The following is a 21,837-nucleotide window of genomic DNA, read 5'->3' as shown; positions in this document are numbered from 1 at the left end:
TGTTGCGATCTGTCATCCCAAAACGAGATCTCCGGTTCCGCCGACAGTTGCCACGGAACGACGAGCCCTGCTTCGTCTGCCGAATCTGATCTCCTCGCGCTAGCTGACTCCGATGGCCGACGCCGAGCTCAGAATCCAGTCTTGGCTGATCGGGTTGGCCGGCTGTTCTTGGCGGTAGATGGATCGGAGTTCTCGGAGCAACGAGTCACGTTGCCATTCCTGCACCTGCCGGATGACATCGTCCTCGTCGAACCTGCCGCTCTTTTCCACCAGCACCGTCTCGGCCAGTTGGCCGGCTATCTGCCGCAGCAACCGGGAGTTGGCGTCGAATTGTTTGGTGAAATCGAGAGCCTCGCCCATCATCGCAGTGTGCAGCGTCACCATGAAGTTGAGAGGTGCGTACAAATCCACGAATCCCGCAGCGGGCCGCGCGCTTTCGACAGCGGCCCACTCCCGGAAGAAAAGTTGCATACGGTTACTGAGCTCGATGAGGCCGTCCAGATGTGGAACTACCTCGGGATCGTCGGCGACACTGACGAATCGACCGTTGCTGTAAAGAAATCCCAGAAATCCCCAGTAGAACGCAATATCCCAGATGACTTTGGCAGACATCACTACTGGCGAACCCATTAGCGGATACTGGTTGCAGTAGATTGCAAGCCACATTTCGGTGAGGGATCGGAACAGCGAATCGCTTATCGTGGACCGCGCAACCACGTCCTCCCCGTCGAGGTCGCGGACGACCATGTCGGTAATGAGCCCGTTGCCGATCGCTATGAGGTCCAGTCCCGATGAGTACAGCGGATCTAAGAAGATTCCGGAATCACCAGTCAGACACCAACGTTCGCCGCCATCATAAACTTTTGTGGCGCCGTGACTGTAATTCTTCATTACCCTGAAGTCTTTAATCAGTTCGTCGTTCTCAGCCAATACCGCGGCGCATTGCGGTTCGTGCTCCCACAGCCACGTTTGCGCTTTCGCGAGGGTGTTGAAGTCGTCGAACGCATGGTAGGCGGGGTCGGCGACAATGCCGACGCTGGTGGATCCGGACGCGAGTCGGATCAGCCAAACCCAGTAGCCTTCGCCCATCAAGTGATTTGTGGACATCGCGCGGTCGCCCTCGACAAGGCGCGCCTGCCAGTCCTCGTCATCACTCCACTCACCGATGTCGATTTCCATCCCGATGCGTAGCCAGACTGCATTGCAGTTGTGCTCATTAGCGCGTCTTAGATCCAACTGCCGCGGCAGAGTTCTGTTTCTTCCCGATGCGTCGACGACCCAAAGAGCCGTAGTGTGCGTAGTTGTGACCCCACTTTGAATGGCAATACTGTGCGCGCGTTGCCCGTCGCCCAACTCGACCGATCGAACTCGACCGGAAGCGATTTCGACTCCGGTCGACCGGCACCTCCGGTTCAGCTCGTTCTCCAACCTTCCGCGGTCGATCTGATAGGTCACCTGAGCAGTGAACGAGGAGCTGCCCAGCTCCATCCGCTGGGCGATGTCGGTGTTTCCGCCGTGTGAGAAAAACATCCGCAAGCCCATTTTTCGAAGCTGCGCCGTGTTGAGATGCTCGGCCATACCGAGGCGATCCCGGAGGTACTGAGCGGAAACCTCGACGGTCGACTCGCCGACCGTGTGGGTGATCTCGGGTACCGGATGAGGGTTTGGCTCGATGATCAGAACCCTCGTCTTGGGCCGGGCAATCCGAAGCTCAAGGGCCAGCGTCAGAGCGGCCACCCCACCACCGACGATGGCGACATCGTGTTGCGCCGCGACGACATCACTTGCCGACAGTTGCGACTTGATTCGCTGTGCCAAGGCGCTCCGCGCCTCCGGGCTGAGTTGCTGTAGCTGTGATCGAACGTCCACTTGTCCTCCCAAGGGCAAGAATGATCGTCTAAGTTACTTAATAGTTAAGAAATTTACACGAAAAGATCATCGGTGGCCTGCTGGCGGGAGGAGCAAAATTGCGCTGCGTAACGACGAAGATGCTCGCCGCGCCGCTGGCGAACCCGCTGGTAGCAGCCGCGAACTCAACCGGATCGTCCGCATCAAGAGAACAGTCGGCTCCGCATGGACGACGGAACTGCTGCCAGCAAGCGGGGCCATGGGGGCAAACGCACCTTTCCCACTGCCCCGTGGGCAGGTCGCACGATGCGAGCAGGCCGAGTCAGTCCACGGGCGCCGACTCGAAAAATGTTTACCCAGTCCGATTCCGTCTACACGAACCAACGCCATCCTGCCCGTCGACCGATCCGCTTCCGAGCCTCAGGACCTGACCCATGCCGGCAACAATTGCCATACATTTCTTTCTCGAACTGGCAGTCATCATCGGAGCTTGCCGCCTGGTAGGGCTCGTGGCGCAACGCCTGGGTCAACCACAGGTGGTCGGTGAAATGATTGCCGGCGTACTCCTGGGCCCATCGCTGCTCGGCCGGATAGCGCCCGGCGTCCAACACGACCTATTTCCTCCAGGGCAAGCAAACGTTGTGCTGTATACCGCGGCACAAATAGGCCTGGTGCTCTACATGTTTCTCATCGGGCTGAACTTCGACGTCAACCTCATCAAACATCGTGCCGGCACCGCGGTTGCGGTCTCCACGGCCGGCATTCTCACCCCGCTCGCCCTGGGAGCACTGCTCGCAATGCCTCTCTTATCAAGCGGCATCTATTTCGGAAAAGATGTCACGCTGACCATGGCGATGATGTTCCTGGGCGCGTCGATCGCGACCACCGCATTCCCCATGCTTGCTCGAATCATTTTCGAACAAAAGCTGTCCGGAACACCACTGGGCACGCTCGCCTTGGCATGTGGCGCAACTGACGACGCGCTTTCTTGGTGCATCCTGGCAACAGTGCTTGCCATTCACGCGGGCAATCCTGCGCTAGCCGCGACCGCAATCATCGGGGGCATCCTGTACACCCTGCTGCTGCTTACCCTGGGACGGAAAGCACTAGCTGTCCTTGGCCGAGTCTCCGAGCGCCAGGGCACGATCAGCGCACCAGTGCTCAGCACCGTCCTCATATTGCTCATGACATGCGCCTGGTTCACCGACACCATTGGGATCTATGCCATATTCGGCGCATTTATCCTTGGCGTCGCCATGCCATCCGGATTTTTCGCGCAAGACCTCACCCCAAAGCTTGAGCCACTCGTCGTTACTTTCCTCTTGCCGCTGTTCTTCGTCTACTCGGGTCTCAACACCCAAATCGGTTTGGTGAATAGCCCGTCGCTGTGGGCGATGACACTGGGAATACTCGTAGTGTCGATCGTTGGCAAGGGAGTCGCGTGCACGATAGCGGCGCGGCTGAATAAAGTACCCTTCCGCGAATCCGTCGCGCTGGGCTCATTGATGAATGCCCGTGGTTTGATAGAACTCATTCTTCTCAACATCGGACTTCAAGCCGGCATCGTCACTCCGACGCTCTTCACCATCTTGGTGTTGGTCGCCATCGTGACCACCCTCATGGCCACGCCAATATTCGAACTGGTTTACGGACGCTACCGGGTAGACGAGGCTGACGTGACAGCCGAATCTGCGGAAGAGCCGATCGCGGTGGGCCCTGATGCGGTTGCGGCAGGCGCATTTTCGCGTACGCCGGGCCAATCGACCGCACCGGAGACCGCGGAGGTCGACGGCACGTCTCCCGCCACCCGCTAGCGACCGCTAAATCGGATACATAACCCGGGTGAGCTCTTCGGAGACTCGCCAAAGGCGTCGCTGCAGGTCCTCGTCATGCGACATGGTTGACGACGTCACTTGCTTCGGATATCCACGCTGCTCTGCGGGCCCACGCGGACCGTAGTACTGCCCGCCGACGACGGTCGGGTCGGTCGCTGCCCGTAACGTGGGCAGCGCGCCCATCTCGGTACTCTGAAACGCGATGGGCGCCAATAGCTTTGATACTCCACGAAGCCAGCCCTGCGAATTGCGCAGCAGGTCACTGCGCGCGCTGCCGGGATGCGCGGCGACAGCAATCGTCGCCGCGCCCGAAGACGCTAACCTGCGCTGAAGCTCATAGGTGAACAGGAGATTCGCCAGTTTGGATCGGCCGTAGCAGGCGGCCCTGTCGTAGCTCCGCTCCGCGTGAAGATCATTGAAATCGATTGCTGCCCTGATGTGGTGGCCGAAACTACTCACGGTCACCATGCGCGATCCGGGGGTGGCCAGCAACTGGCTGAGCAGCAGCCCTGTCAACGCGAAATGACCTAGGTGGTTCGTTCCGAACTGCAACTCGAACCCGTCGGCAGTGACTCCTTTCGGCGTCATCGCGACACCCGCATTGTTGATCAGCAGGTCGATGCAAGGATTCGCATCGTTGAGTGCGCGCGCTGCCGCACGCACCGACGCCAGCGAAGTCAGATCGAGTGCTTGAACTTCGACGTCGGCGCGGGGGCTGCGTGATCTGATGCGCGCGACGGCCTCCTGTCCACGGCGCCCGTCCCGGACCAGCAACACCACGCGCGCTCCCCTGGCGGCGAGTACAGCTGCGGCTTCGAAGCCGATGCCGCTGTTTGCGCCGGTGATCACGGCGATACGGCCCGTCTGATCCGGCACGTCAGCGGCCGTCCACTTCTTGCTCATCTGGCCTCCATTTCCGACGCAACTGCCGAAATGTGGACGATGTTGAGGTTACTGTCGACCCATCCGGGAGCGCGGGGGCCACTCGCTCAATCGGGTAGTCGATTGCCGGACGCGGAGGGGAATGCGGTGTCACTACTTGCGGTGACTCCCGAGCTGTTGACATCGGCCGCCGCAAATTTAAACAGCATCGGCTCGACCCTGACGACGGCGAACCTCTGGGCCGCCGGTCCGACCACCGGGCTCCCGGCCGCCGCCGAAGACGAGGTGTCGGCAGCGGTGGCAGCGTTTTTCGATCGATACGGGCGGGAGTATCAGCTGCTCAGCCAGCGGGCCAGTGCATTTGGCCGCCAACTGGTGCAGACGCTGAGTTCGGCGGGCGGGGCTTACGCGACTGCAGAGGCCTCTGGTGCTTCGCTCCTGCAGCAAGTGCAGAACGATGCGAACCTGCTGGTCGCCCGTGAGCTGGGCATCTACGACTTTGGCACCTCGCGGGGCTGGACCGACTTTCTGTTGGACTACACCTGGGGACTCCCCGGCACGACGCTCGGCTATGGCCTGCGAGTCGGCAATGCATTCCAGCCGAGCGCGGTCTACGACCCGCCCCTCAGTAAGGCCCTCGGTTGGCACGTCTACCACGACGGCCTCAACTTGCCGGGTTTCACCACCACGCTGGGCAACGTCACCACCGGTCTCGGTTACGGCCCCAAGGCGGTAGACCTGCTGGTGAACCACGAAGGGTTGCACGTCTGGCAGAGTCGGACCTTCGGCCCGCTGTACCAGACCAGTTACATCGGCTGGATGATCGGCGGTGCCGCCTTCGGAACGGGGTACTGGTTGTTCCACCCGGAGCAGAATTGGTACAGCCTGGTCGAGACGGCCGCTTACTACAACAACCCGTGGGAGGTGTGGGCCTACGTCAACGACGGCAACTGGCCACCCCCCAGGGCGAACCCGGCGCTGCTCTGGCAGCTGCCGGCCTACCTCTACCGCTAACCGGAAAGAGGCTGAGCCGGTAGGCGAAGATGCTTGCGGGACAACAGTTCCTGCTCACTCACCAGCGTGAGCATCGGCTGGCCCGGGACGCACATCATGGTGACCAGAAACCGGAGTTCGACGTCGTCACGATTGTTCGCATCCGAGTAGTGGATGACATCCCCACCCGGTTCCCAGAACGCCTCCCCCGCCCGCACCACCCGCGGTGGCTCTCCTTCGAGTTCGAAAAGCAGTTCACCGTCGAGCACATAGCCGAAGGCCGGCCCGCTGGGGTGCCGGTGCGGCGGCGCACCCCCGCTGCCAGGCGGGTAGGTGATGGTCACCGTCATCACATGGGCGTTGCCCGGGATCAGCGGCGGCTGCACCTCCTGCACCACCGTCAGTGCGTTCTCCCATTGCGGGTCGTATTTCTTGGCCATTGAAAGATCCTTTCCACGGGGCGGGATGCGCCGTGCGGCGTGCACCGCCGAACTCAGATTGCGCCCGCGGCGGCCGCAGCGGACCCTGGAAAGTTCGTGGTCGAAACGACGGAGCCGTAGTCGGAGTCCGCCCGCACCCCTGGCGGGCGGCGCTACCCGGGCAGCGCGGTGTTGCGCAGCTGTCTGCGTGAGGTGATGCCGAGCTTGACGAAGACCTTGCGCAGGTGCCATTCGACGGTGTGCGCGCTGATGAACAACTGCGCGGCGATCTCCGGGTTGGTGTGGCCCGCGGCGGCCAACCGTGCGATCTGCGTCTCTTGCGCGGTGAGTTCGGTACCAGCAGTCACCGGCTGCTTGCGCACCTTCTCACCGGTCACGGTCAGCTCCCGGCGAGCCCGCTCCGCGAACGCCGCGGCCCCCATCCGGCTGAACTGCTCGTACGCTTCGCTCAACTGCGTGCGCGCATCGATCCGCCGATTCGCCCGGCGCAACCACTCGCCGTAAGACAGCCGGGTACGCGCGACGTACGGACCGATGCGCGCGGCCTCGAGGCGTTCGATGGCTTCGACGAAGAGCCGTTCGGCGTGCTCCTCGGGAGCGAGCAGGGCGCGGGCGGCGGCCAGGGCACCCAATCCCCACTCGGTTTCGCTGCTACCGGCGCGCCGCTCGAGCCGCGGCAACGCCGCGGCGGCAGAGGCTCGATCGCCGAGATGTACTGCGGCTTCGATGAGTTCGAATAAGCACACCCCGTGAAATCCGAGATCTTCGTATTCGCAGCAACTTTGAGCCGCAGCGAGGGCCTGCTCATAGCGGCCGAGTCCGTTGAACAAAACGGCGGAAGTGAAGCCGCTGAGACCGACCAACCGCCCTTCCCCCTTGGCGAGGCCGTCAGCGGCGGCCGCCTCGATCAGCTCGATCGCCGGTCCGGGAACACCGCGCCAAGCGGCCAGGGTCAGCGAATGGTACTTCATCGGCGTGTAGCCCGTCGCGGTCGTGATCGCATCGGCTTCCTCGAGAAGTGCTGCGGCCTTGGCGAACTCGCCTGTGTATACGTGCACGCCTGCGCGATACACCAGCGCCGCCGGCAATACGGCGAGGGCGCCACCGTCACGCGCGCGTCGCACCATCTCGGTGGCGATCTGTTGCAGTACCGCATCGTCCCACATTTCGTGCGCCCCGGACTCCTGAGCGATGGGGAACGGCCAGTTCTGAACGGGGCCAGTAGCGTTCTGCGCGTGTGCGTTCCACAACTCCAATGCCGCCCGCAGGTGAGCGGAGCCCGAACCGGGGCCGTCCAGGATCCGGCTGGTCATTCCGCTGAGTAGCAGATCGATCGGGCGCTGCGGCAACGCAATTCGCGCGCCGGCGGCGCGGCCGGCCCGAGCGATCTCGGTCAGCAGTTCAGGCTCCCCGAGCCGACCGGCGTACATGGCGGCGGTCAACGCCTCGAGGTAGGTATCGCGGGCCAGTTCGTCGTCGAGCCCGTCGAGTCCTCTTGCCGCACTGAACAACAACGCCGCGGACTCGCTGGTCCGGGGTGCGCCCGGCGCGCCGACCCGGCTGCGCATCAACTGTAGCTGTGCCCGCATCCTGACCACCTGAGCCCGTTGCAGATCCGACAGCGGCGCGAGTTCGGCGATGGCGAGCAGATCGTAGGCGGCTTCGGGTGTGGCCGCCTCCCGCTTGGCATGGGCTGCGGCGATGGCGCGTGCGCCCCGCAACGCGGGATCGGCGGTCAGCGCCGTCGACCGCTCGAGGAAAGCGGCGGCCGCAGCCACGCCGCCCCGGCCTGCGGCCCGGCTCGCCGATGCCTCCAATTCGGCGGCCACCGCATCGTCCGGGCCCACGGCCGCGTTGGCGGAGTGCCACGCCCGACGATCGGGATCGGCGCGTGGGTCGGTGGCCTCGGCCAGCGCCCGATGAGCAGCGCGACGTTGGGGAAGCTCGGCTGCGCGATAAGCCGCCGAGCGCATCAAGGGGTGGTGGAAGTGGATGCTCGGGCCGAACTCGATGATCCCCGCAGCTTCCGCGGGACCGAGCGCGGCGACCGGAATCTCCAGCGCCGCGGCGGTACGGAGGAACAACGCCGCGTCCCCGGTCGGTTCGGCGGCCGCGACGAGCAGCAGCCGTTGTGTTTCGAGAGGCATCGCCTGGATGCGGCGCACCAGGTCCTCTTCGATCGCGGCCGTCGACGATCGCTTCCCCGATATCCAGAATCCACCGGCGAGCTCCGTCGCCGACGCGCTGCGAGGCACGTCCAAGATGGCCAGCGGGATTCCGCGGGTCTCGGCGACGATGCGGTCGCGCACGCGCGGGTCGATGCCCGCCAACATCACCGCGTCAAGCAGTTCGCGGGCATCAGTGTCAGACAACCCGTGCAATTCCACCTCGGGGAGGCCCGCTAGCACGTCGGGACGATCACGGACGGCGAAGACTACCGCGACCGGTTCGGCCACGAGCCGCCGTGCCACGAAGCCCAGTGTCTGCACCGACACCTGGTCGAGCCACTGTGCGTCGTCAACGACGCAGAGCAGCGGTTGGGTGGCCGCGGCCGCGGCAACCAGGCTCAGTACGGCCAACCCGACCAGGAACCGGTCGGGGGCGTCGCCCACTCCGCGCCCGAAGGCGACGTTGAGCGCGGCGCACTGCGGCTCCGGCAATTCGCCAAGGTGGTCGAGCAGCGACGCACACAGCTGCTGCAGCCCGGCAAAGGCGAGCTCCATGTCGGACTCCACGCCGACCGCGCGCACGACACGGAATCCGTCCGCGCGAGCCGCCACGTAGTCGATCAACGCGGACTTGCCGACGCCCGCTTCGCCACGGATCACCAGCACCTGCGAGCCCGAGCTCACCCCCGCAATCAGTTTGTCGAGGGTTTGGCACTCACGGCCGCGACCTCGCAGGTTCACGGATATCTAGCTTAGTGAAGGGGTCTGCCGATTCGCGGAGATGACTTGTCTGACGCCGTCCCTCGGCTGCCCGATCGACCGGGGTGTCAAAGTAGGCGGGTGAGCGTGACAGCGGCAGACAGACGCGGCAAAATGCCGAGGATGGTCTGCGAGGCGCCTCGGTGAACCCTTTTGAATCGGGGTTAGGGATAAAGAAGCCAGATGAGTGAGCCAATCCCGGCCGAGAGCGAGGACGTCCCCGAGACGCGCCGCGTGTGGCAATACCAACCTGACGAGCCGGAACTGCCCGGCAGGGCACTGATGATCCTGGTGGCGCTGTCGGTCATCCTGGTGGCAGCCGCGGCGGTCGCCGGTGTGTTGCTGTTCATCTCAGCCTGAAGGAGCGGCCACTCAATGCAGCGTGCTTGATAGCCTGGCGGCGAGCTCCTGCACATGCGGCTGCGCCAGCATGTCATCGTGGCCGGCCGGGACCTTGGTGACAAGCAGATGAGGAGCCGCCTGGCGCCAAGCGGCGAGGGCGTTCCCGACGAGGAGCGGAGTACGTTCGGCCAGGTAGTAGGTGACAACCCCGCTGTAGGGGCTCAGGACGTGGGCGTCGTACATCCCTCTGACTTCCATGATGGCCGCCCACTCCCCAGATCGGCTGAGAGCGCGCCTGTCTATGCGCTGGCGGACCCATTCCCCCACCCGCAGGCGCGTCGCCCAGCGGCGGGCCCGGACCGTAGCCGGAGTGAGGTTTGCGGTCGGCGGCACGACGTCGATGAGCCCGACGAATGCAACCGGATGCCCTTCGGCGGTGAGACGGCAGGCCGTCTCGTACGCAAGTAGGCCGCCGAAGGAGTACCCGGCCAGGCTGAAGGGTCCTATCGGCTGGACGGCCAGCACCAATGCCGCGACATCTGCGGTCAAATCCGCGATTGCGCGTCGGCGTCCCTGCTCATCGACCAGCGAGGGCTGCAGTCCGTAGACGGGCCGATGGGTGTCCAGCGCCTGGATCAGTTCGTGTTTCTCATTGAACTGACCAAACATGTCGCAGGCCATAAAGATCGGGCGCCCGGTTCCCGGTCGCAGCAGGTGGATTCGAGCAGTATCCGTGGTGCGCGCCGCGGCGCTGATGTGGGCGAGCCCACGCAGGGTCGGCTCTTCCAAGAAGGCGACGAGGGGTACGTCGGCCGCCAATTCGAGCTTCACCCGTCGCAACAGGCGAACGATTTCGCGGGACGAGCCACCTAGGTCGAGGATGTTGTCGTCGGGCCGGGCGTCAGGGACACCGAGAATCTCGCACCACATGCGACTGAGCGCCTCGGGTGGAGGTTGGTCCGCGGCATCCGGGTCGTCGGGGTGATGCGGGTCGGCCCGCTGTTCGGCGGCGCGGACGGCGAAGAAAATTGCGGGTAGGCAGTTCGGGTTGCGCAGGGCGGCTGCGTTGGCGATCGGCTCGCCATTGACCGCATCGCGGGCCGCGCGCTCAGAGCGCTTCCCGTTGTGGGTGACGGGCAGCTCAGGTACGGCCGCCACGACCGACGGCACGTGCGCGGGTGACGCCTCTTGCCGCAGCGTTCGCCGGATTGTCCGGTGCAAGTCCCCGTCGAGAGACGCGCCTTGGCGCAGCACCAGCAGCAGCACCATCCGGGCCTGGCCGCGATGGTCGCGGTCGCGTTGCTCCACCGCCATGGCATCTGCTATCTCGGGGATCCGGCGAAGCGCGACGTACAACTCACCGGGGCCGATACGGATGCCGTTGACGTTCAGGACACCATCGGAGCGGCCGAGCATTCGCGCCGTCCCGTCAGCGTCGAACTCCACCAGATCGCCGTGGCTCCACATGCCCGCGTGCTGGGCAAAGTACGCGGCGTGGAAGCGGCTGCCGTCGGGATCTCGCAGGAAACCGACCGGCCGAGACGGGAAGGGCCTCCGGCAGACGAGTTCACCTACGCGGCCGACCAACTCCTTGCCGTCTTCGTCCACGGCGGCCACATCCAGACCCAGGCTGCGCGATTGGCAGCGGCCCACCCGAACGGGTAGTTCGGGGTGACCCAGGACGAAACACCCCAGGATGTCGGTGCCCCCGGAGATTGATTGCAGCGGCTGCGGGCCGACGGCCTGGGCCACCCAGTCGAACTGCCAGTCGTGCAGCACTGCGCCGGTGGACAGCACGGAGCGCAGCCGCGCGAGGTCGACAGCTTCGGCGGGCCGGTATCCCGCGTCCTGGCACAGCTGAAGAAAGGTGGAGCTGGTCCCGAAGACGGTGACGCGCTGGTCGGCGACGATTTCCCAGAGCGTCTCAGGACCGAGGACGGGTCCGTCGTAGAGGACGATGCAGGCACCGACGGCGAGGGCGGACAACTGCCAGTTCCACATCATCCAGGCAGTGCTGGTGTGGAAGTAGAGCGTGTCGTCCGGGCGGAGGTCGCCGTGCAGGCGGTGTTCCTTGATGTGCTCGAGCAATACGCCGCCGGCGCTATGGACGATCGCCTTAGGTGCGCCTGTGGTGCCGGAGGAAAACATCACGAACTGCGGATGGTCGAAGGGCAGCCGCGGCCATGGCGTGTCCGCATGCCCCTGCACCGCGCCGACAAGATCTGCGAGTCGAGCAGCCGGAACGGCACAGCCGGCCGGCAGGGCCAGCTCATCGAGGACGAGGAGTTGACGAATGGTCGGCAGCCCCGCGAGTAGCGCGGCAGTCTCCTTTTCCAGGCCGTCCGATACGTCGCCCGGCGACTGAGTGCGGTCGACGAGCATCAGTGCCGGCTCCATCTGCTCGAACCGGCTGACCAGGGTGCCGGTGCCGATATCGGGCGCCGCGGTGGCCACCGTTGCCCCGAGCGCGGTGGCGGCCAGGATCGCCACGGTGACCCGGGCGTTATTCGGCCCGATGGCCATGATCGGCGTGCCGACGGAGACTCCCACACTGGCGAGCGCGGTGGCGGCCGCGGCGACCGCATGCCGCAGCTCACCGCGATTCAGGCACTCGGCTGGGCGGTCGCTGTGCAGTGAGACCAGCGCTGGGGCGTGGTCGTCGGAGTCAGGCAAGTGGCGCAGCAGGGCTTCGGCGTAGTTCAGCCGCAGGTCAGGGAAGAATTGGGCTGTCTCGACGTCGTCGCCGACCAGGACCGTGTCGGCGCTGCCTGACCAGGGTAATTCGGACCAGTGAAGCAGGCTCCGCCAGAACAATTCCGGCTCGTCGACGGAGAAGGCGTACAAATCCGAAGCCGTTCCCAGGCGCCGCCCCGCCACCTGCTGGCATAGGGCGCGAAAGCCGGCCAGCTGCGGTGCAGCCGACGGACCCGCCTGGTGTGCGGTTGACATCCGACGAGCTGTCCCCGAGCTCGTCGGCCGGTTGACTTGTTTCATTCGTGGCCGTATTTCATCCGTGCGTGCCCCCCCAGGCCTGCGTTGAACTAGCTTCTCCGATGATCGGAGATCCGTTCAACCCAGACCGTACATACCCGATTTCATCATGGTTAATTCATAAGGTATGAAATTCAGGTTACAGGCTTGATAAACACCCTTTGACGACGGGGATTCCTGCCGGGGAGCACGGTGTCAGCCCGGCGGACGCGCGGACGATTGTCGAGTCTTTGGACACGCGCGGCGCAACGGGACAGCACCGGATGCCGTGACCCGGAGTCGAGATCCAGCGCGGTTCGACGAGCGCAGGTTAGAGCGAGCGGGCCGTCCCGGCCTTGCCGGTTGAGCCGCCTCCCCCGGTGCCGGTGGAACCGCCAAAGCCCGCCGAGGCCTTAGCCAGGGTGGTCGCCTCGGCGTCGCCGCCGTCACCGCCGCTACCGCCGTGACCGGGGTTGCCCGTGCCTCCGTGACCGCCGCTGCCGCCGGTGGCGGTTCCGCTTCCCCAGTTCAAGGCGTAGGCGGCGTCGCCGCCGTGGCCGCCAGTCGGACCAGTTCCGCCCGCACCGCCGGCGCCGCCGATGGCATAGCCGCTGCCGCCTCCCGGGCCATAGTTGTAACCCATGAGTGAGCCGGGTCCCCCGTCACCGCCCGCTCCGCCGACGGTGCTGCCGCTGCCGCCGGCCCCGCCTTGACCGCCGACGGCGTTTCCGGTTCCTCCGCCGGCCCAGATGTACGCGCTGCCACCGTTGCCACCTGCGCCACCGGCGCCAGCCGTGCCGATGCCACCTTTGCCACCGACACCGCCAGTGACGTTGGTGAAGTTGTTGCCGGGGGTTGATTGGGCGACACTGCCGCCGTCGCCGCCGCGACCACCCGTGGCGCCCGTGCCCCCGTCGCCGCCGAGGCCACCGGGACCACCGTTGATCGAGCCGCTGCCGCCGAAGCCGCCGCGGCCGCCGTCGCCCGTCTGGCCTGCGGCACCGTCCTGCCCGAATAAGGACAGGTGGGCCCCGCCCGCGCCGCCGACACCTCCGTTACCGCCGTTACCGCCGATGCCGCCTTGGACACCGGCGTTGGGAGCCGTGGCGCCGTAGCCGCCCCAGCCGCCGGTGCCGCCGACACCGCCGGCGCCGCCGTTGCCGGACAACAACCCGCCGATGCCACCGGCCCCGCCTCGACCGCCGATGCCGCCAACACCACCGTTGCGGGTGACATTGTCGAAGCCAGAAGTCCCATACGACCCGAGTCCGCCGGCACCGCCACGGCCACCATCACCGAACAGCCCGGCATCGCCGCCCCGCCCGCCGGTTCCGCCACCTGCGACCCCCGAGCCGCCGTCGCCGCCATTGCCGAACAGCAATCCACCCGCGCCGCCGTTTTGGCCGGTCCCGGCCGCGCCATCGGCGCCTTTACCGATCAGCGGACGTCCCAGCAAAGCGTTGGTAGGGGCATTGATCACGTTCAGCACGCCTTGCTCGAGGGCTTCCAATGGGTTCGCGTTGGCGGCCTCGGCCGTGGCGTAGGCGGTTCCCGCCCCAGTCAGAGCCGCCACGAACTGGTCGTGAAACGCTCCAAACCGAGCACTGAGCGCCTGATACTGCTGCCCGTAGTCGGAAAACACCGACGCGATCGCCGCAGAGACCGCGTCCTCCGCCGCGCTGAGGACGGTGCTCGTCGAGGTCGCCGCCGCCGCATTCGCAACCCCCAGGTTCGACCCGATCCGCGCCACGTCCGAAGCTGCTGAACCCACCCACTCCGGTGCTGCAAATACGTACGACACTGCTGCCCTCCTACCGCGCCTGTGGGGTTGGCCAGCCGGGCCCAAATGGCGGCCTGGACAACGTCGAAACTGACCGTATCCAGGCAAATCGCTGAGGGCGTGAGTAGTGGACTACCTCAGTTACTCAAGCGGATTCACATTTCCGCGATGTGCTGCCGGCAAAGGAGTGTCAAGGATCCACCGAAACAACTGCCAAACATCAACCGACGCCATACACGGACTTGGTGGGGCGGGCGGGGCTCGAACCCGCGACCAATGGATTATGAGTCCACGGCTCTAACCAACTGAGCTACCGCCCCCGGGACGCTGTCGCGTGGCCGAGCACGTCGTAGACCTTAGCGCCCGCACTCGTCGTCGGCGAAGTTGTGGGGCCGTGGCGCGACTCGCTATCGGCCACACCCAAAGCGAACGCTTATCCGATACCGAGCGAAATCTCTGCCGACTCTGTTTAAACACAGATCAACCGACCGGTATCGACACGCAGGCAACCGGCTTGACCTGCGGACCTGTGAATCGCGTAAGCACCCTGCGCGCGCGGAACCCGTAGACCCGTTAGCCTCGTTAATTGATCGAGCAAGGGAGCTCTGCCGTCGACCATGCACCGTCGAAGGCAAAGGTACGCGCAGAACTCGACAAGCCAGCTCGATGGGGGATGAACTATGGCGATTACTGATGTTGCCGCCTTTGCCCACTTAACCGACGCCGATATCGAAAATCTGGGCTTTGAACTCGATGCGATCCGGCAGGACATCGAGGACTCGCTTGGCGAGCGCGATGCCCGCTACATCCGCCGCACCATCGCTGCGCAGCGTGCCGTAGAGGTCGCCGGCCGGGTCATGCTGGCAGCCAGCTCGAAACGCTCGGCCTGGTGGGCGGGGACCGCCACCCTCGCGCTGGCCAAGATCATCGAGAACATGGAGATCGGCCACAACGTCATGCACGGCCAGTGGAACTGGATGAACGATCCCGAGATCCACTCCACCACCTGGGAGTGGGACATGGGTGCGGCGTCGAAACACTGGCGCTCAGCCCATAACTACCAGCACCACAAGTACACCAACATCCTCGACATGGACGACGATGTCGGCTACTTCATCCTGCGCGTCACGCGTGACCAGCCCTGGAAGCCCCACAACATCGGCAACCTGCCGTACAACCTGATTCTTGCGCTGGTGTTCGAGTGGGCCATCGGCCTGCAAACCGTCGACCTCGAAAAGCTCTTCGATGATGGCCCGGAGCGTGACATCGCCCGTGAGCGCACGCGCGAGTTCACCACCAAGGCCGCCAACCAGATCGTCAAGGATTACGTTGCGTACCCGGGCCTTACCGCGATATCGCCGGGCGCGACCTTCAAATCGACGTTGAAGGCCAACGCGCTGGCCAACATAGTTCGTAGTTTCTGGGCCCACGCGGTGATCGTCTGCGGGCATTTCCCTGATGGCGCGGAGAAATTCACCAACACCGATATGGCCGGCGAGTCCAAGGGCGAGTGGTATCTGCGACAATTGTTGGGCAGCACCAACTTCGACGCAGGCCCCGTGTTGCGCTTCCTGAGCGGCAACCTGTGCTACCAGATCGAACACCACCTGTTTCCCGATCTGCCGAGCAACCGGCATCGCGAGATCTCGGTGCGGGTGCGCCAGGTATGCGACAAGTACGACTTGCCTTATACCACTGCATCTTTCGCGACACAGTACGGCAGAACATGGCGCACGATTGCCAAACTGTCGCTGCCGGACAAGTACTTGCGCGATACCTCCGATGACTCACCGGAGACCCGCAGCGAGCGGATGTTCGCTGATCTGGAGCCCGGTTTCGCCAGCGCCGACCAGACGACGGGGCGCCGCCGCGGCCTCAAGACGGCGATAGCAACGGTCCGACAAGGCCGCCGGCAGGCATCACACTGGCGCGGTTCGAAAATCCCGACCTGAACTCACAGGTTTCGCACAGGCCAATCCGCAGTTTGCTGCCGAGTTTGACTCGACGCGGGAACTACCCTGAGGCAGTGCACTGCGGCAGGCCGCGCGACGCTGTCAGCAATGTGTGGGACAACCGTCCGCCGTGTCTACGCGCAATCATCAGGAGAGCCGTGAAATCCATGAAACCCTTTGCCGCCAGCCTGGCCGCCTTGGCCGTCACCGGTGGCATGGCCGCCGGCCTGGTGTCGGGTGCATCCGACTCGCCGGCGGGCTTGCCTGCGATTCAGTTGGCCGCTGTCGGCGCTCCGTTGCCGCTGGACCCGGCGACGCCGGCACCCGCCCCGGCGCAAAACGTGCCCACTGCTGACCAGTTGACCAATATCCTCACCAACCTCTCCGACCCCGGCGTGTCGTACCACACCAAGGACGGCCTGGTCGAAGGCGGAATCGGTTCGGGCGAGGGCCATGTCATGGACCACGAACTGCGAAAGGCATACCGCAACGGGGAGTTGCCGTTGTCTTTCGTTGTGTCCGGCATCCAGGCGACCACTCCGACTACAGCCAGCGCCGACGTCGCCATTTCCGGCCCCAAACTCCCGGCGCCCGTCACCAAGAATCTGACGTTCGTCAATCAAAGTGGGAACTGGGTACTGGCGAGCCCTTCAGCGACGTCGTTGGTGCAGGCCGTCTCAGGGCTGTGACGCGGTAGCGCCGCCGAAGCCTGCACGGATGGCAAGTCACCCTCAGCCGTCGACGGGACGAAGCCGAAAGACCCTGATCTCGCGGGGTGCGCAGCTAACCCGGTAGCTGTCGTACCCGGCGTAGAAGTCGACGGCTGTCACCCACGCCGCCGCGCGGGCATCCCCGGTCAGCAACTCGGCCCGGTACCGCTGCGGTGCCCCCCGGAACTCGACAGTGCACTCGGGGTGGGCGAGCAGGTTGGCACTCCACCCCGGGTGCTTGGCGCGACCATAGTTGGAACCGATTGCCAGCAAACCGGCTGAGTCGTCGATCAACGTCAGCGGATGGGTGCGCGACTGCCCAGACTTGGCACCCGTCGACGTGACGAGTCCGACCTTGTCGATTCCTGCCGCGCTCAATCGGCCGTGGGTCCGGGGAATCAGTACCTTGTCGACTCGCGGCGACACGTGCACCGAGTAGAGATAGCCGGCGCGAGTCATCGCGAAGCGCTCCCCCAACGCTTCATAGAGTCTCAGCCGCCGCCCCCGCAATGGACTTTCCCGCCGAATCGACACGGCTAGACGGTACCCGCCGACGGGTCGTTAGACGAGGTTCCGGCGCAGCTCAATACACGTACACCAGCGCGTCGTTGCCGCCATTGCAGACCACCATCGCGCCGTTGGAGGCGCAGGTCATCGTGTAGAGCTGACCGGTCACTGGGCTCACCGCCTCGACCTGTCGTGGCGTCACGCTGGCGGGTCCGCCGGCCGCATAGGCCACTCGTACCTGTTCGGCGAAGGGGCAGGAGGTGTCCGGGGACCCGACCGCGGAGTGCGCGAAACTGCCCGAGGGCGCGGACGACGACGGGCACGCCTGGGCGCCGGGCGGCAGCGCCACCGGTGTTGTCGAAGAGGTCGTCGGCGTCGTTGACGTGGTGGACATTCCTGAATCCATGGACCAGGGAGCGCAACCCTGCGATCTGAAGCCGGCGTCGGTCGGCGCAATGGTCACCGTCTGCGGCAGGATGCCGGCGCCGTTGGCGACGATGTCCGCGGTCTGGCCACCGAATCCCCGCAGCCGCTCCCAGTAGCAGGAGTCGCCGCCCGGCGACCGATATGTGCCGGCCTGCAGATCGACCCCCATCCGAAAGGTGCCATTGCCCGGAATTGTGCGCCCCGACTGAGTGGTCGTTGTCGGCGTTGACGAGGGAGTCGAGGGAGCCGCCGAGGACGACGTCGGAGGCGGAATCGACACCGTCGTTCCGGGGTAGATCGGCGGCATGAAGGTGGAGGTCGCGGAGTGACTGGTCTCGGTAGGCAGTGTGAGTTTTTTGTTGGGCTCAGAACACCCGGCCAATGCGAGGATCGCGCCCACGGCGACGGCGGCCGCGACCGCCCAGTCAGCTGAAGACGGTCTGACCATCGACATCGATCAGATAACGCTCGGTCCCTGACTCCACACGAGCCGCGTCGCCGCCCAGTGATACTGCAATCTTGTTGCTGGCGTTGCGCATGATGTCGAACGTCAATTCCACGGCCTCTTCGGCCGAGAATCGAGAGCGCACCTCGGCGGCATCGTCGACGGCGAGGTGCGCAGGGCTCCAAATTAACGTATCGGCATACCGCAGCGCTGCCTTTGCGCGGTCATCGAGCAGGTTTGATCTCTCAAAGTTTTCGATTTCGTCATACAGCGTCTCCGAGCCGCCGGCATCGAGCGCGTTTCCTTCGCGCAGCGACTTGCACAGTCGGCAATTGTGCGCGACCGCACCACGCAGTCGGACCAGCTCTGTGGTGATCGGGTCAAGCGCGCGCTGACGGCCGACAGCGGGCAGGAAACGGGCGAACAACTCATCGGTCGGGTCGCGACGGTCATTCCATACGATCGGTCCGTCGACCCAGCCCAGGTACTCAGAACCGACGCCGACAGCTTCCAACCCGGCCCGCACCCGAGGTACGAAGTCGGCGATGAATATGCCGACTGCCACTTGAAATGCGCTGGCACCCAAGTACTTAAAGAACTGGCCGCGTTGCTCAGCGGTGACCATCGAGACGTCCGCGCTGAACTGTTCGGCGAATTCGGCGACAAAAATCTCGAGCTCAGACTCCGGCTCACCGACCTCCACCTCAACCGGGAGCGGCGGCAGCGACACCGTCTGCGCGCAAACACGACGTACGAGCCCGGTAATACGCCTATTACCGGCGGACAACGTGACTAACCGAGTCAGTTGATCGCTCAAAACTGGAGCCGACATCTCTCACACGCTAGAACGCGCCATCATCAACAGCAATCTGCTACTGCGCTTGACTCACCGAGGACATGTGAAAGTCGGGTATTCGCAGCGACGGCATCGCCGCCCGGGTGGCCCAGTCACCCCACTCCCGCGGCAGCGTCTTCTCACTGACGCCGGCCTCGGTTGCGCGCCGCAACAGATCAAGCGGGCTCTCGTTGAACCGGAAGTTGTTCACGGCCCCGGTCACCTCGCCGTCCTCGATCAGATACACCCCATCCCGGGTCAACCCGGTGAGCAGCAGTGTCGTCGGGTCGACTTCGCGGATGTACCACAACGTGGTCAGCAACAGACCACGCTCGGTGGACGCGATCATGTCGGCGAGGTCCACTTCTCCACCCGTCATCACCAGGTTGTCACTGGCGACAGCCACCGGCGTATCAAATCGCGCCGCCGCGGCCCGCGGATAGGCCAGCGCGTTGATCACGCCGTCGCGGATCCAGTCCACCTGGCCGATCTCCATGCCGTTGTCGAAAATCGAAGCCGTCTCCGAGGAATTGCTCGCCGCGACGAACGGCGTACACGCCAGACCCGGCGCCATCGGATCGGAGAACATCGTCAGTGGCAGATCGGTGAGGCGCTCCCCCACCCTGGTCCCACCGCCGGGCGCCGACAATGCGGTACGGCCCTCCTGGGCGCCACGACCGGCCATCGTCCACCACAGATAGATCATCATGTCGGCCACCGTCGACGGAGGCATGATCGTCTCGTAGCGCCCCGCAGGCAGTTCCACCGATCGCTGCGCCCAGCCCAACCGCGTCGACAGGTCATCGAATAGCGAATCGATAGGCACATCAACAAAATTGGGCGTTCCGATACCCGCCCAGGCACTGGCGTCGCCGCGTTTGGCATTGATCTCGATCGCCCCGGCGGGTTGGGTGTAGCGGCGCCGCAGGCCGGTCGACGACGCCAGGAACGTCGTCGAAACACTGTGGTGGGCAAAGCCATACAGCGTGTCGCCACCGTGAAAGGCCCGGTTCAACGGACCGGCGATACCGCCGAACACACCCGCTCCGGTGCCGGGCACCGGCGCGTCCCAGTCCACCGGTTCTCCGGTGTCGGCCAGCAGCGGCGCGGCGTCACCGGCTTCCGGTGCGGAGCGGGCTGCATCCTGCGACGACACCACCAGTCCGGGGAGCACTGACGGGTCCGCGTCGCCGGAGACCACAGTCCCGACGTAGGCGCTATCACCTTGTCGGACAATCGAAATCACGGTGACGCTGCGGGTGACCGCAACACCGTTGGTGGTCATGGAGTTGCGCGCCCAGCGCAGCGTCGCCTCAACCTTCTCGGTGACCAGCACTATGGTTTCGTCGGCGCGGCCGATCTTGGCCGCTTCATCCAGGACGATGTTGACGACGTGCTGCGGTGTGATCATCGGCCGCCCTCGGTACGGGTGTTGAGCACGCTGACGCCCCGGAACAACGCCGATGGACAGCCGTGGCTGACGGCGGCGACTTGGCCGGGCTGGGCCTTGCCACAGTTGATCGCGCCGCCCAGTCGGTAGGTCGACCGGCCGCCGACCGCCTCCATCGAGTTCCAGAAATCGGTGGTGGTGGCCTGGTATGCGACGTCCCGTAGTTGGCCGTAGACCGCACCGTCGCGGATCCGGTAGAAGCGCTGCCCGGTGAACTGAAAGTTGTAGCGCTGCATATCAATCGACCAGGACTTGTCACCGACGATGTAGATACCGTCGTCGATTCGGCTGATCAGATCGGCGGTGCTGAGATCTTCAGCCCCCGGTTGCAGCGAAACGTTGGCCATCCGCTGGATCGGCACGTGGTGTGCGGAGTCTGCGTAGGAGCACCCGTTTGAGCGCTGCACACCCAGGCGGGGAGCGAACACCCGGTCGAGTTGATAACCGACGAACAGGCCGTCCCGCACCAGATCCCAGCTCTGTGCGGCCACCCCGTCGTCGTCGTAACCGATCGAGGCGAGGCCGAACGTGGCGGTGCGGTCGGCGGTGACGTTCATTACCGAAGAGCCGTAACGCATCTTGTTGAGCTTGTCGGGGGTGGCAAAGGAGGTTCCGGCGTACGCGGCCTCGTAGCCAATCGCGCGGTCGTATTCGGTTGCGTGCCCGATGGATTCATGGATGGTGAGCCACAGGTTGGTGGGGTCGATCACCAGATCCGTCGGCCCCGGCACCACTGAAGGCGCCCGCACCTTCTCGTACAGCAGGTCCGGTAGCTCCGCGAGCTCTTCGCTCCAGTTCCAGATGTCGTCGCCGGCGACCACTTCCCAGCCACGTGCGGTCGGCGGCGCCAGTGTCCGCATCGAATCGAAGCTGCCGGCCTTGGCATCGACGGTCACCGCCTCCAGTTGCGGCTGCAGTCGCACCCGCTGCTGGGTGATCGAGGATCCGTAACTGTCGGCGTAGAACGTCTGCTCCTTGACCGCGTTCAAACTCGCCGACACGTGGTCGACGCCGTCGGCGTCCAGCAACCGCCCCGAATAGTCCTGCAGCACGCCGATCTTCTCCGAAGCCGGAATGCCGAACGGGTCGATGTCATAGTTGGACACCCACGTCACGTCCGGATACACCGGCTCCGGCGCCAGCCGGACCTGCTCGGTGTTCAGCGCGGCCAGCAGAGTCGCCACCTGCACGGCGTGGCGTGCGGTTCGGGCCGCAACGTCCGGCGACAACTCAACGTGCGAGGCGAAGCCCCACGTGCCCGCCACGATCACCCGCACTGCCAGTCCGACATCGCGGCTGACCACCGCGGTCTCGAGCTCACCATCACGCAGCTGGATTATCTCGGTGCTGATGCGGTGAATCCGCAGGTCGGCATAGCTGGCTCCCACTGCTCTGGCTGCCGATAGCGCGGCGTCAGCCAACGCTTGGCGCGGCAAGTCCAGGAAGTCGGCATCGATCCCCCGGTTCGCTGTCACGGCTCCACCGTAACGACCGG

General features: G+C 64.9%; 15 protein-coding genes, 1 tRNA gene and 1 pseudogene. 5 read left to right on the top strand and 12 right to left on the bottom strand.

The features are described from left to right. Positions 1–99 precede the first annotated feature (99 nt). Positions 100–1,869, bottom strand: coding sequence for an NAD(P)/FAD-dependent oxidoreductase (locus ACZY1I_RS16060; RefSeq protein ID WP_463755427.1), 1,770 nt, complete (start codon positions 1,867–1,869; stop codon positions 100–102). 413 nt (positions 1,870–2,282) lie between these two features. Between ACZY1I_RS16060 and ACZY1I_RS16055 the strand changes: the two genes are divergently transcribed. After that, positions 2,283–3,662 (top strand): cation:proton antiporter, encoded by a 1,380-nt coding sequence (locus tag ACZY1I_RS16055; protein ID WP_463755426.1) that lies wholly within the window; start codon positions 2,283–2,285, stop codon positions 3,660–3,662. Between the two features lie 6 nt (positions 3,663–3,668). Here ACZY1I_RS16055 and ACZY1I_RS16050 read toward each other — a convergent pair whose 3' ends face one another. Then, positions 3,669–4,586, bottom strand: a complete 918-nt coding sequence (locus ACZY1I_RS16050; protein ID WP_463755425.1) for an oxidoreductase — start codon at positions 4,584–4,586, stop codon at positions 3,669–3,671. Positions 4,587–4,712: 126 nt separating this feature from the next. Here ACZY1I_RS16050 and ACZY1I_RS16045 point away from each other — a divergent pair. Continuing rightward, positions 4,713–5,024: pseudogene (locus ACZY1I_RS16045) on the top strand (PE family protein); the annotation flags it as partial. A gap of 551 nt (positions 5,025–5,575) precedes the next feature. Here ACZY1I_RS16045 and ACZY1I_RS16040 read toward each other — a convergent pair. Together ACZY1I_RS16040 and ACZY1I_RS16035 are read right to left on the bottom strand one after the other, a co-directional pair. Further along, on the bottom strand, positions 5,576–5,998 hold the full coding sequence (locus tag ACZY1I_RS16040) for a cupin domain-containing protein (protein WP_463755424.1): 423 nt from the start codon (positions 5,996–5,998) through the stop codon (positions 5,576–5,578). A 152-nt stretch (positions 5,999–6,150) separates the two neighbouring features. After that, on the bottom strand, positions 6,151–8,913 hold the full coding sequence (locus ACZY1I_RS16035) for a helix-turn-helix transcriptional regulator (RefSeq protein ID WP_463755743.1): 2,763 nt from the start codon (positions 8,911–8,913) through the stop codon (positions 6,151–6,153). Between the two features lie 195 nt (positions 8,914–9,108). On the opposite strand from ACZY1I_RS16035, the gene ACZY1I_RS16030 reads away from it, so the two are divergent. Beyond that, a complete protein-coding gene (locus ACZY1I_RS16030) occupies positions 9,109–9,285 on the top strand; it encodes a hypothetical protein (RefSeq protein WP_463755423.1) in 177 nt (58 codons plus the stop codon). Positions 9,286–9,297: 12 nt separating this feature from the next. Here the strand turns inward: ACZY1I_RS16030 and ACZY1I_RS16025 are convergent, their stop codons facing one another. The 3 genes from ACZY1I_RS16025 to ACZY1I_RS16015 all read right to left on the bottom strand — a co-directional run bounded on the left by ACZY1I_RS16025 (position 9,298) and on the right by ACZY1I_RS16015 (position 14,337). After that, a complete protein-coding gene (locus tag ACZY1I_RS16025) occupies positions 9,298–12,216 on the bottom strand; it encodes an acetoacetate--CoA ligase (protein WP_463755422.1) in 2,919 nt (972 codons plus the stop codon). Positions 12,217–12,568: 352 nt separating this feature from the next. Continuing rightward, the gene (locus ACZY1I_RS16020; RefSeq protein ID WP_463755421.1) at positions 12,569–14,038 is read right to left on the bottom strand and encodes a PE family protein; all 1,470 of its coding nucleotides are present in this window, start codon (positions 14,036–14,038) and stop codon (positions 12,569–12,571) included. 222 nt (positions 14,039–14,260) lie between these two features. Next, positions 14,261–14,337 (bottom strand) — tRNA-Ile (locus ACZY1I_RS16015). Between the two features lie 360 nt (positions 14,338–14,697). Here ACZY1I_RS16015 and ACZY1I_RS16010 point away from each other — a divergent pair. Both ACZY1I_RS16010 and ACZY1I_RS16005 read left to right on the top strand, forming a co-directional pair. Beyond that, positions 14,698–15,969, top strand: coding sequence for a fatty acid desaturase family protein (locus ACZY1I_RS16010; RefSeq protein ID WP_463755420.1), 1,272 nt, complete (start codon positions 14,698–14,700; stop codon positions 15,967–15,969). Positions 15,970–16,127: 158 nt separating this feature from the next. Further along, positions 16,128–16,658, top strand: a complete 531-nt coding sequence (locus ACZY1I_RS16005; protein ID WP_463755419.1) for an MTB12 family secreted protein — start codon at positions 16,128–16,130, stop codon at positions 16,656–16,658. Between the two features lie 42 nt (positions 16,659–16,700). Here ACZY1I_RS16005 and ACZY1I_RS16000 read toward each other — a convergent pair whose 3' ends face one another. Genes ACZY1I_RS16000 through ACZY1I_RS15980 form a run of 5 tightly spaced genes read right to left on the bottom strand, consistent with a single transcriptional unit; the run spans position 16,701 to position 21,817 of the window. Continuing rightward, a complete protein-coding gene (locus ACZY1I_RS16000; RefSeq protein ID WP_463755418.1) occupies positions 16,701–17,213 on the bottom strand; it encodes a nitroreductase family deazaflavin-dependent oxidoreductase in 513 nt (170 codons plus the stop codon). Between the two features lie 49 nt (positions 17,214–17,262). After that, a complete protein-coding gene (locus ACZY1I_RS15995) occupies positions 17,263–18,060 on the bottom strand; it encodes a hypothetical protein (protein ID WP_463755417.1) in 798 nt (265 codons plus the stop codon). Then, positions 18,038–18,889: a carboxymuconolactone decarboxylase family protein gene (locus ACZY1I_RS15990; protein ID WP_463755416.1), complete on the bottom strand. Its 852-nt coding sequence runs from the start codon at positions 18,887–18,889 to the stop codon at positions 18,038–18,040. Before ACZY1I_RS15990 ends, ACZY1I_RS15995 begins: the two co-directional genes overlap by 23 nt. A gap of 40 nt (positions 18,890–18,929) precedes the next feature. Further along, on the bottom strand, positions 18,930–20,303 hold the full coding sequence (locus ACZY1I_RS15985) for a metallopeptidase TldD-related protein (RefSeq protein WP_463755415.1): 1,374 nt from the start codon (positions 20,301–20,303) through the stop codon (positions 18,930–18,932). Further along, positions 20,300–21,817: a TldD/PmbA family protein gene (locus tag ACZY1I_RS15980; protein WP_463755414.1), complete on the bottom strand. Its 1,518-nt coding sequence runs from the start codon at positions 21,815–21,817 to the stop codon at positions 20,300–20,302. Before ACZY1I_RS15980 ends, ACZY1I_RS15985 begins: the two co-directional genes overlap by 4 nt. Positions 21,818–21,837 lie beyond the last annotated feature (20 nt).

The sequence above is a fragment of the Mycobacterium sp. IDUB_37 genome (genome assembly GCF_055419245.1).
The sequence above is the reverse complement of the archived record's forward strand: the minus strand, read 5'-3'. Positions and strand labels throughout refer to the sequence as shown.